General features: G+C 32.0%; 7 protein-coding genes and 2 pseudogenes. 2 read left to right on the top strand and 7 right to left on the bottom strand.

Annotated elements, in window-relative coordinates:
- Nucleotides 1-19: 19 nt before the first annotated feature.
- The 5 genes and pseudogenes from ACWCL1_RS06175 to ACWCL1_RS06155 form a co-directional block, all read right to left on the bottom strand.
- Nucleotides 20-1,444: an SLC45 family MFS transporter gene (locus ACWCL1_RS06175; RefSeq protein WP_454546033.1), complete on the bottom strand. Its 1,425-nt coding sequence runs from the start codon at nucleotides 1,442-1,444 to the stop codon at nucleotides 20-22.
- A 242-nt stretch (nucleotides 1,445-1,686) separates the two neighbouring features.
- Entirely contained in the window at nucleotides 1,687-2,694 is a 1,008-nt protein-coding gene (locus ACWCL1_RS06170; protein ID WP_454546032.1) for a LacI family DNA-binding transcriptional regulator, read from the bottom strand.
- A 77-nt stretch (nucleotides 2,695-2,771) separates the two neighbouring features.
- Nucleotides 2,772-3,287 carry an O-acetyl-ADP-ribose deacetylase gene (locus ACWCL1_RS06165; protein WP_454546031.1) on the bottom strand — a complete coding sequence of 172 codons (516 nt, stop codon included), beginning with the start codon at nucleotides 3,285-3,287 and terminating at the stop codon, nucleotides 2,772-2,774.
- A gap of 51 nt (nucleotides 3,288-3,338) precedes the next feature.
- A pseudogene (locus ACWCL1_RS06160) lies at nucleotides 3,339-4,314 on the bottom strand (Gfo/Idh/MocA family protein).
- A 180-nt stretch (nucleotides 4,315-4,494) separates the two neighbouring features.
- Nucleotides 4,495-5,949: an LPXTG cell wall anchor domain-containing protein gene (locus ACWCL1_RS06155; protein WP_454546030.1), complete on the bottom strand. Its 1,455-nt coding sequence runs from the start codon at nucleotides 5,947-5,949 to the stop codon at nucleotides 4,495-4,497.
- Between the two features lie 285 nt (nucleotides 5,950-6,234).
- On the opposite strand from ACWCL1_RS06155, the pseudogene ACWCL1_RS06150 reads away from it, so the two are divergent.
- Both ACWCL1_RS06150 and abc-f read left to right on the top strand, forming a co-directional pair.
- Nucleotides 6,235-6,759 (top strand): annotated as a pseudogene (locus tag ACWCL1_RS06150) (elongation factor P).
- A 236-nt stretch (nucleotides 6,760-6,995) separates the two neighbouring features.
- Nucleotides 6,996-8,513 carry a ribosomal protection-like ABC-F family protein gene (abc-f, locus tag ACWCL1_RS06145; RefSeq protein WP_454546029.1) on the top strand — a complete coding sequence of 506 codons (1,518 nt, stop codon included), beginning with the start codon at nucleotides 6,996-6,998 and terminating at the stop codon, nucleotides 8,511-8,513.
- A gap of 24 nt (nucleotides 8,514-8,537) precedes the next feature.
- Here abc-f and ACWCL1_RS06140 read toward each other — a convergent pair whose 3' ends face one another.
- Together ACWCL1_RS06140 and ACWCL1_RS06135 are read right to left on the bottom strand one after the other, a co-directional pair.
- Nucleotides 8,538-9,926 carry a sensor histidine kinase gene (locus tag ACWCL1_RS06140; protein ID WP_454546028.1) on the bottom strand — a complete coding sequence of 463 codons (1,389 nt, stop codon included), beginning with the start codon at nucleotides 9,924-9,926 and terminating at the stop codon, nucleotides 8,538-8,540.
- 180 nt (nucleotides 9,927-10,106) lie between these two features.
- Nucleotides 10,107-12,200 (bottom strand): Ig-like domain-containing protein, encoded by a 2,094-nt coding sequence (locus ACWCL1_RS06135; RefSeq protein WP_454546027.1) that lies wholly within the window; start codon nucleotides 12,198-12,200, stop codon nucleotides 10,107-10,109.
- Nucleotides 12,201-12,269 lie beyond the last annotated feature (69 nt).

Genomic DNA, 12,269 nt, shown 5'->3' with positions numbered 1-12,269 from the left:
CGACTTTAATCTTAAATAATTATTCGTTTGTGTCTAAGTTAGCAGCCTCTAAAGTTTCAGTTTCAATATCTTTAGGACCTTTATTTGCCTTAGTTTCTTTAACAATCCAAACTGCAAATGCGCCAATTACAAAGCAAGCTGCACCGAAAAGAATCATCATTGATGAACCATTTCCATGACTTAATTTTGTTAACCATGGATATAATGCAAAACTTGCAATTGAAGCAACAATTTGTGGTAAACAAATCCAGCAGTTAAATAAACCAATGTATGTGCCATCATGTTTTCCGTCTAAAGCACTTGTTAAAATTGTAAATGGAATTGAATTAATTGTTACCCAACCAATTCCGATGAAAATAAATGCGAAAATTGACATTCCTTTTGTTTGACAGAAAGCTAACATTGCAAATCCAACTGCAGCAGCAATCATTCCTGCTGAATAGAAAGGTTTTCTTGTCTTATCATTTAAGTGAGATAATACGTAACCATAAAGAATAGATGCAACGGTTTGAACAGCAGATAATACTCCATACCAGTTACCAGCAGCTTGGAAACCTGCTGAAGTTGCATTTGTTGTGTGCCAAATATTAGCTGATAGTGCACCAGGAGCATATGTCCAGAGATATTGGAAACTTGCCCAACTAAAGAATTCTACAATTCCTAATGTCCAAAATACTTTAGGTGCATTTTTTAAAATGTCTTTAATTGATGTTTTTTCTTGCTTTTGGGCTTCAGGATCAATTCCATGGTATTCATTGTATGTTTCTGGATCATATTCATGAACTTTAAATACTGTGAAAAATGCTGTGATTCCTAAAATAATAGCTCCGATATAAAATGAATAACGTACAGAATCTGGAACAACACCTTTTGCAGCAACATTAGCAACTCCTAATGCTGAAAGTCCAAATGGAAATAAGTAAGCAGCGAAACTACCAATGTTTGACCAAATTGTTTGCCATGCCCATGCCTTATCTTTTTGATTATCATTAACCATATCACCAATCATCATTTTAAATGGTTGCATTGACATGTTAGACATTAAATCCATAAATAAAATTGAAATTGCTCCAAACCATAATGCAGCCATTGAAGCATAACCAAAACCAAATGAACCTGCATTAGGTAATAAGAACATTACAATCATTGCCACAACTGAACCAACAATTAAGTATGGTAAGCGCCGACCTAATTTAGGAATCCAAGTATGATCTGAAAACCATCCTACTAAAGGTTGGACAACCATTCCCGCTAATGGTGGCAAAATAAAGAAGAAACCTAATTTTGTAGGATCGGCTCCGATTGTTTGAAAGATCCGACTCATTTGTGAGCTTTGTAATGAAAATGCCATTGATGTTCCTAAATTACCAAAGGTCATCAACATCAAAACACTCATCGTTAAATTAGGCATCGGTTTATGTTTTTTCTTTGTTGAATTATCCATAATCGTAACTCCTCCTAAAATGTAGTTTTAAAGAAATAAAATATTTCTCCTTTTCACCTATCTATTGATGCAAACGCTTGCATCAGCCTTACATTTAAGAGTATACCTTTACCTTACTGTTTTTGCAACCGTTTTCACAAAATTTATTTGATTTTTTTATAAAAAATTAAATATAAGTTTTTAGCTTTAGCTTGTAATCAAAAAAGATTGCATTGATTTGCAATCTTTTTTGAGATATTAACTTAATTTTTGGTTGATTCACGTTCAATAATTTTATGTGGAATAATTACTCGTGAAGTTGTTGCTCGTAATTTTTCAAAATCTTCATCCCCAGTATTTAAAATTAAAACGGCCGCTTCCATGCCTAAAGAACTTGGAAAAATTTCTACTGAAGAAAGTGTTGGATGAGTAGCACGGGCAAAAATCGAATTATTAAAACTAATAATTCCATATTGAGGAACTTGTTTCCCTAAAACTGTTAACATATTTTGCAATGTTACTGCCATGATGTCATCACTTACAACAAAAGAATCCACTGAATGATTTGCTTTGAAAAAATCAACTAATCGATTAATTGAATGCTGTTTATCCAATTTAAATCCAATTGATTCTTCACCTATCTTTTGGACTGCTTGTGAATATCCAACATAACGATCACGTTGAACCATTTCAGCTAAATCATCATAAACAAATGCTGGATGATGATACTTTGATTTTAATAAAAAGTTAGTTGCATCGCGTCCACTTTGAATGTTGTCGTTATTAACATAAAGCGTTTCGTTAGCATTTTTAGTTGGTTCTCCGATCAACGCAAACTCTACTTGTTGTTTATTCAAGAAATTTAACACCTGATCACTTTTTTGAGAATATGTAACAATAAACTTGTCAACTTTACCTTGAGTAATCATCGTTTTAATGTTTGCAATTAATTCTTCATCATTTTTTCCAGTTGCAATCGCGACCATGTACGATTGCTGATTACATACCGATGAAATTCCTTGAAGAATTTGTGAAAAAAACGGATTATTAGCAATCGATTCTTTATTAGGAGGCAAAATTACCCCGACAATATTAGATGAACTATTTGCTAAATTTTGAGCAGCAAAATTGGGCGAATAGTTTAACTCTTGCATTGCATCTTTAATTTTTTTCTTAGTTTCGTCACTGATTAAAGAACTATTATGTAATGCTCGTGAAACGGTTGATGGCGATACCCCTGCTTTTTTCGCCACATCCTTAATTGTAGCCATATTCAAAATCCCTCTTTTTATAGTTAATAAATATAATTATATTGTAATTTTAGCTAAAAGAAAAACAATACTTTTAACTAATTTGTATCACTATTTAATTCGCTTTGATAACATTTTTCTGTTTTGGAATCATAACACATAAACGTTACGTTTAAATTATAGTCAAGATGTTTTGCAATCCACTCTTTAACAGTTTTAACTGCAATTTTAGTAGCTTGTTTCACTGGATAATGGTAAACTCCAATTGAAATTGCCGGAAATGCGATTGTGTGAATATTATTTTTTAAAGCAACATTCAGTGAATTGACGTAACATTGAGCTAACTTAACTGGATCGCTTGGACTATTGCTATAAATTGGACCTACAGTATGAATTACATATTTTGCTGACAATAAATATCCCTTAGTAATTTTAGCTTCACCTGTTTTGCATCCATGTAAAGTTTTACATTCTGCTAATAATTGTGCCCCTGCCGCTTGATGAATAGCACCATCAACGCCACCGCCGCCTAATAATGTTTTATTAGCTGCATTTACAATCGCATCTCCGTTAAATTTAGTAATATCCCCTAATTTAATTCTTATAGTTGACATTTTTATCTTCCTTTCTTTAAGAATAAAAGAGGCAAGCTGCCTCTTTTCAAATTATTCAAATGGATAGCGCATTCCCCAATCACTTCTAATATCATCTAAAAGATGCACAATGTCACGACTAAATTCCAATTCGCCCTTATCGTGACCTTCTTTAACATATTTTTCCATATCAAGAACTTCATATTGCAAAGCCATTTCTTCATCTCCAGCTTCAAGTTCTCCAGTTACTGACGTATGTGCATCAGCAGTATATGTCACTTGCGCTTTAGTTGCACGCGGATAGTTATTAATTTCAACATATCCTTTAGTTCCTGAAATCACACCGCGTTTAGGCTGTTTTGCTCTAAAAGATAAACTCATCACTGCCATTTGTTCTTGTGGATTTTTCAAAATAATCCCAGACATTTCATCCACACCAGTTTCATAAAATTTAACTGTAGTTTGAGCAACATGCAATTTTTCTAAAAACATTCTTACAAAAGCAGTCGCATAGCCTCCGATATCTAACAAAGCTCCTCCTGCAAGTGCTTTGCTAAAATACCGTTTAGTTGGATCAGAATCCTTTAAACTTCCAAAATTAACTTGCACCATTTTAATTTCGCCGAGTTTACCTTGAGCAATCATTTCGCGTACCTTTTGATAAATTGGCATATGATATAGTGTAAATCCTTCCATCAAAATCAAGTTCTTTTGGTGCGCCAATTGTTCAATTTCATCAAATTGAACTGCATTAACAGTAATTGCTTTTTCACATAAAACATGTTTATTAGCATTTAATGCTTGTTTGATATACTCATAATGATTCATATGGGAAGTGGCAATATATACAATGTCAACTTTAGGATCTTTAAGTATCGTTTCATAATCATAAAATGTATGTTTCACATTAAATTTTCGAACAAACTCATCTGCATGCTCTTTATGCGGATTTACAACTGCATAGATTTCACCTTGGGCCATTTAATGCTTGTGCAAAATCGCTTGCTGCCCAGCCTGTTCCTACAACCGTCCAATTATATTCTGTCATTATTTTTCCTCCAAATTTTTATTTAATACTATTATAAATGTATTTTCTACATAAAGACAGCGTTTTCAAAAAATCTCAAAATTAAAAGCGATTAAATCGCCTTTGGATTTAACCGCTTCTATTGCTTATAAGGATTTAGTTTTGTAAAAATTAATAAAATTTTATGTTAGGAATTTTTTATTAGCCACGCTTACGTAATAAGAATGCACCTGCAGCAGCCATAGCTAATGCACCGATACCAGCAATCACGCCTACTTTACTTGATTGTTCTCCAGTTTGAGGCATTGATTTAGCTTCTTTTGTAAGTTGCTTAGTTGAAACTTTTGCTGGTTTTTGTGAAGTTGTTTTTGAAGTTGATGATTTCACCGATTGTTTTGCTGCAGTTTGAGTACTTGTACTATTTGATTTTGTTGAAGAAATAACCGTTGTGGTTTGTTCATTCATCAAATTAATTAATTCATTGTAAGCAGCTTTTAATGCATTTAATTCATCTTGCATAATTGCACGTACTGTAGGGTCTTTTTCATCAGCAATTGCTTTTTCTAATTCCTTAATTCTATTTTGGAATTCTGTAAGTACTTTTTGAGTATCAGCTTTAGTTGCCTTGCCTTGCATATAATCATTTACCACATCAGCAATCTTATCAGCTGTATTAACTGCATCAACTAAAGCATTGTAGACATCTTCATTATCTGTGTCGCCATATTTTTCTGCATCGTCGGCGATTTTATCAATGTATGGTTGTAATTTATCAACTACTTCATGTGATTTTTCGGGAGTAACATTTGGTTTGTTATTTGTTGAAGTCGCTGAACTTTTACTTTCAGTATTTGATGTTACTGCTGATGAAGAAACTGTAGATGAAACTTGTGAATCTTCTTTACTTGATGAAGTTGCTGATGTTTGAGATGAACTTGAAGATGTAGATGAACTAATCCCTTGTGACAAAATTGCACGTGCTTGTTTGTAAGCATTTAATTCATCTTGCATGATACTACGAACTGTTTCATTATCAGTTTGTGAAATTAATTTTTCAAGAGTTGCCATTTGTTCATCAATATTAGCTAAATCTTTTTGTACTTCTTCTTGAGTTGTTAATCCACTTAAATAGTTATTGATATAACTTGTCACCAAACTAGAAGTCATTTCAGCTCCAACTAATTCAGTTTGAACAGCTGGAGTGCTATCATTTTGATGTTTTTGAATATCATCTGATAATTTATCAATGTATGATTGCATTTGATCTAAGTCTGCTTGTGATACATTTGGTGTTACTTTAGAAGAATCTGCTGCTTTAGCTTGCTTTGATGAAGCTTTTGCAGAACTTTTAGTTTCTGATTTTTGTGAAGAAGCTTTGGATGTGGATGATTTGCTAGTTGAAGATTTTGAACTTGAAGCTTCAACTGATGAACTTGAGGCCTTTGAAGAAGCCTTTGAGGATGATTTCAAAGTTACTTCACTACTTGATTTAGCTTTTTGTGAAGAACTTGAAACTGTTGCTGAAATGCTTGAACTTGATGCTGGAGTAACTGAACTTGAATTAACATTATCAGCGTTAACAATTGCCCCTGCACCTAAAGTTGCTGCTGCCATACTTGAAACAGCAATTGCTTTTTGTAATTTATTATGTGCCATAATTATACTCACTCCTAAATAGTACTAAATTACAAAAGAAAATATATCATACTTTGTTTTTTATTGTCTATCCTTTTTCTAAAAAAATTTGTATAAACAAAAAAATACTTTTCATAATGAATGATTTATGTTACTAAATATTAGTCATTTGTGAATTATAGTATAATAACTTTAAGTTTTATCTTAGGAGGTTAAGTATGCACAAAGTTGGGGGTTGCTTTGCCGCAAGCTCCTCCTGAATATTAATTGATAATAAAATACTTTTTATATTCAGGAGGAAAAACAATGGTAGAAGCAATTAATTTAAAAAAAGCATGACTTTCACTAGAGATGGTAAATTAATTAAAGTTCTTGAAAATAACCATCACAAACCTGGTAAGGATAATACAGTTATACAAATGAAGTTAAGAGATGTTCGCACTGGTTCAATTGTTCAAACAACAATGCGCCCTAACGAAAAAGTTGAGTTAGCGATGGTTGGGTGATAAGTCAATCTTCATGGACATGGAAACTTATGAACAATATAAAATCGATAACAGTCAAATTAAAGAAGAACGTAAATTCTTTATTCCTAATTTAGATGTTCAACTTGACTTTGTTGGTTCAAAACTAATTGGAACTGAACTGCCTGCTACTGTTGAATTAAAAGTTGAAAGCACTGAACCAATGATTAAAGGTGCAACTGCAACTGGTAGTAGTAAGCCAGCTACAATGGAAACTGGTTTAGTTGTAACTGTTCCAGATTTCATTCAAGAAGGCGAAATTTTAATCATCACTACTGCTAACAGCGAATACAAATCGCGTACATAGTTAAAAACACTTGAAAAGTTAATTCAATTATTTTAAAATTACACTAAATCATTAAGGAGGTGGCGCCGTTGAAAATTTGGGCATAAAGTTTTGCAAACAACCATAATTAATGGGAGTTTTTTGTACTTTTTTGCTCAAATTTCAATGTAGTGCTGCTCATTTTATATTTTTATCTACTAGGAGTCTACACTTTTTTGAGCAAGTTGCAGGCTCCTTTTTTGAAGGGATGAAAATATATGACTAATATTTCAATTAAAAATTTAACCTTTAACTATGACAATCAATTAGTACCATTATTTGATAATGCCACTGTTGAAATTGATTCTTCTTGGAAAACCGGATTAGTTGGCCGCAATGGCGATGGAAAGACTACCTTGATGAACTTACTTTGCGGAAAGTTATCGTCTTACAAAGGAAATATTGTAACAGCACTTTCCTTTAGCTACTTTCCCTTATCACTTAAAACTCCAAATGAATTAACTTTTTATACACTCCAATCTCAAGTTCAAATTGAAGAATGGCGGTTAAAAAAAGAACTTGCATCACTTTGTAAAAATCCAAGTAATTTGTTATGGAGTCCATTTAATCAATTAAGTGGCGGAGAGCAAACTAAAGTCTTGCTGGCATGTGCATTTGCTCAAAAAGATTATTTTCCCTTACTTGATGAACCAACTAATAATCTTGACCATAAAACTCGCGCTCAAGTTGCTAATTACTTGCACCATAAAAAAAGTGGGTTTATTCTTACTAGTCATGATCGAATTTTTTTAAATCATGTTATTGATCATGTAGTTGCAATTGAACAAAAGAAATTAATTGTATCCCATGGAAATTATGATACGTATTCAAGAAACAAGCAGTTAAAAGCAAACTTTGAACAGGCTCAAAATCAAAAACTCAAAAATGAAATCTCAAGATTACAGAATACCGCAACTATAAAGTCTAATTGGGCAAATCAAATTGAACAACGTAAGATACATTCTCCACATGCAAAAGTTTCTAGCGAAGAAAGAAACATTAGCACTGGAGCTATTGGAAAGGCATCTGCGAAAATGATGAAACGCGCTAAAACAATCGAAAAACGAATTACACAAAAAATCGATGCTAAATCGACTGCCTTAGCTGAAGTTGATTCAATTGATGAAATCACACTTAATTATCATCCACTTAACGTCAACCATCTCCTAGTAGTTGAGGAGCTTAGGATTAAATATCCACACATGAATCATGCACTTTTTGATTCACTTTCTTTTGATTTGCATCCGCAAGAACGCATTGCATTCTTGGGAAATAATGGAGTTGGCAAATCTGCACTCCTTCAAACACTTTTAAATATTGGTGACACGCAAACTTTAAGTGGTAAAATTTATGCCGATTCACACTTAAAAATTAGTTATTTGAGTCAGCAGTCTAATTCTTATCAAGGAACATTAAAACAATTTGCTCATCACTATAATCTAGATTACTCACTTTTATTGAGCCACCTTCGTAAATTAGGCATGACGCGTCAAGTTTTCAATACTCGAATTGAACACATGAGTAAAGGCCAACAAAAACGCGTAGCACTTGCAAAATCCTTAATAGAACCTGCTAATTTATATATTTGGGATGAACCTTTAAATTACCTCGATATTGATAATCAACAACAAATTTTAAATGCAATTAAAAAAGTTAATCCTACAATGCTTTTAGTTGAGCACGATCAATATTTTATTAAGCAAATTGCAACTAATACTTTCAATTTAAAGCATTAAAAATAGAGGCTTAAAGCCTCTATTTTATAATCCTAATTTTTGTAAATCCGTTTCTTCTAAAATAATAAATTGCACCTTAAACCAATTATTTTGCTCAGTATAATTAACTAGTAAATTAGAGTACTCTCCACTAATTTCTTCAATATTAGCAAGACCAAAACCTGAATGCCCTTTTTTAGAAGTTACTCCTTCTTGTTTAATTTTTTGAATATCTTTCTTTTCAGCAATTGGATTTAAAATATTAATTTCAAGTTGACCATCATTTTGATAAAGCATCACGTTAACTTTTTTATGCTCCTTATCAAGATTTTTAACTTCCTCAATTGCATTATCACAAGCAATTGCAATAATTCGAACCAAATCATATGGTTGCATGTCCACTTCTTTAACCTCGTATTTACATTCGAAGTGCACATCAATTCCCATATCAACGGCTTGCGAGGTTTTATTAATTAATACACTCTTAAGATATGGTGCCTTAATATTTTCAAAATCGTTAAACATCCACAAACTGTTTTCGCTAATATACTGATCACTATATTTTTTGAATGTATCAATATACTCATGAATTTCTTTTGAATCTTCTTTACGTAAGGTTTCTTCTAAACTAAGCATCATGTTTTGATAATCGTGCTTAAATTTTCTAAGTTTACGTTGTTCTTGTTCTAAGTGATTCGTATAACTTTTTAAATTATCTAATCGTTCTTTATTGATTTCATTTTGAATGCGATCTTTTTCACGTTTATTAAACATAAAATAAAGAATCCAAAACATCGTCAACTGAACAACTACAAAAATTAAGAAAATATCAATATTATTGTATAACCTTTGAGTAAATGTAAAATAACATAATAATCCCCATGTAAATATAAATAAAATCACCACAAGTGTTAATACTGTTTCATTTAAATGTTGAGTATTAATTTTTTCAATACTATACAATTTGGCAAAAACGATACCAACAATAACTCCTAAAATCGCTTCAATAATTTTATGGACAATAATAACCCATAACATTGGAGATAGCATAGTAGCATGTGCAAATGCCACGGTTAAGTAACGATCCAAATAAGCAGTAATAAGTTGAACCGTAATAAACCCACTCATTCCAAGAAACAAATTAATTTTTAGTAATATATCGCGCTCATTCCCTTGTTTTAAGGAAAAATAAGTGATAATTAATAAAAAGATTAAAGTTACCATATTAGTGCAAAAAAAATATAATATTGTTTTTCTGGCAAAAACTTCTATTATAATTTGCACAAATAATATCACGAAAACCGCTATTATTAAATTCACATAATTGCGACGTTTCTCTCTTCCTTTTAACAATTGATGATTTTGTGCAAAAAACATTAAATAGTAGCACAATACATGTAATGGCTCAATTAGTAACGATAATGCTCCAACCATATTAAACTTCCTACTCCCTACTCAATTTACTTACACATCGATTATACAGATAAAATTGTTTAGATAAAACCTCTAAAATATGTTCTTCATAATTTTTAACCTTTACTTTAGAATTTTTTTGTTCATTATCTAAAAAAAAGTATGACAACTTCCATTATTGCCATACCTTTTTTAGATAATCTATTTCACATTACTTTTTAGATTTTTTAAACTAATTGTTAATCCTATTACGATCGATCCTACTCCAAGAAGTACGATTATAATTGGTGCTACCTTTTCTCCAGTTTGAGGTAAACCTTGCTGAGCGGATTTTTGGCTTGCACTTCTAACGCTGTTGTTAATTTCACTTTCATTTTCTTTAGTTGATTCTTTTCCTTGTCTTCCATTTTCAGAATTATTAATTGCTTTTTCACTTGCAATTGGTTCTGTTAGTCCATTGTTTTGACTACTTTCACTTGAACTTACGCTTGACGAAATTACAGGTGTATGCCCAACTATTTCAAGTGAATTTTTAGCAGTTTCCTTACTTGAATTTTGAACGATTCCTTGATTTGAAGAAAGCGAAAACATTCTTTGGCTTGAAAAACCTGATTGAATCTTTGCAGAGGTACGTTCTGGTTTCATTGCCGATTGACTACTTGAATTGGTCAAACTTGATGAACTTGACGTCAGTGTTGAACTAGTTGAATTCAAATAACTTGAAACAATTCCATTAGTATTTGAACTTTTCGCTATGTTACTTGAAGTACTTGAAGTTGGTATTACTGATATTGCCGAGCTGCTTATATTCAGTAAGCTTGACGTAGTTGCTGTTGAACTACTTGAAGTAACTGGAACAGCTGATGAACGAACACTACTTGGAATTTTTGAACTTGTTTGACTTGAACTAGCTGAGTTTGAACTCATCAAACTACTTGATGAACTTGAAACATTATCACCTGTCATTGAACCCTTACCAGAATAAGAAATTTGAGCACTGTTATTTGCAGTGGTTGTATTTCCTTGACTGTTTGTCATTGATACAGTTGCTAGGTTATGCAAAATCCCACTTTGATCAGTTTTAGTATTATAAACAATTTGAATTGCTGAATCTACGTTAGTAAAGTGGAAGGTAATTTGATTTCCATTAATCGTATAGTTAGTTGGATTAGTGTCTTCTTTATCAATCACAAATTGTCCTTGAGAATTATAGTGTCCATATTCAATCACAATTGAACCCGGAACAATCGTTTGTCCATTTGACATTGTATCAGTAATTGTTAATGAGCTGTACTTCTTACATTGTGGATTAACCACTACGTTCCATGTAGGTTGATTAGCTGAATTTACCCAACCAACCTTATTAATATCCCAATCATAGCTAGTTGCATTATCATTTTCAGTCCCATTTGCTTCAATTGAAATTACACCATGCCGATTAGTTTCGGAATGATCTTGCAAATAACTATTGAAGGTAAGTGTTCCTGTATTTGAACCTTTATTAATCGTAAATGTTCCAATTACTGGGCCATTAGGACCTTGTGTTACGTTAAATGTAATATTAGATTCAACTTGAACATTACTTGGCAATGTAAATGTGATTGTATCGCCAGCTTTAATTTGTTCTCCGTTTGGAATTGACCAATTCCAAGTTACATTATAACTTTTATATTTATTTAATTTAGCACTATGGCTGACTACATTCCCATTTGAATCAGTAATGGTTGCAGATGAAGCTGTGTTCCCAGTAACTCCACTTACAGCATTAGACGTAGTTGCATAGTTATCACTTTGGTTACCACTAAATAAATAACCATATCCATGATAATCCATCGATGAAATTTTTTGTGATGTATTTCCATCTTCAGTTACTGTAGTTGCATTTGAAAGTAATCCGGTCTGATGAGCTGATGTTTTATAAGTAATTTGAATTGGTAAATCAATATTACTTAATTTAAAAGTTACCTTATTGCCGGAAATTGTATAATCTTTAAAACCACTAATTGTTTTATCAGTTACAAACTTTCCATTTGTCATGTGGCCTTCTTCAACTTGAATCGTTTGTGGAATGATGCTTTGTCTTCCTGATAAAGTTACATCTACTTCCACATTATTATAATGTTTGCTTGTTGTATTAACTGCCGTTGACCATGTTAGCAAATTTTCATTATTATCTAATGCTGTTGCTGTTGTTACATCTGTAGTACTGGCTGCATGAACTGGAAAAAAATTAAGCATTAGTATCCCAATAAATGAAAGAAATACCAACATCAATATATTGCGTCTAACTTTCATTTTTAAGCCTCCTTACTTACCTTTATTTAATTTCATTTTATCCTCCCACCAGTTTCATCATAGCATAAT

It is taken from the genome of Ligilactobacillus sp. LYQ135 (assembly GCF_053711055.1).
Note: the sequence above shows the minus strand (reverse complement) of the source record. Positions and strands in the feature narration are given on the sequence as shown.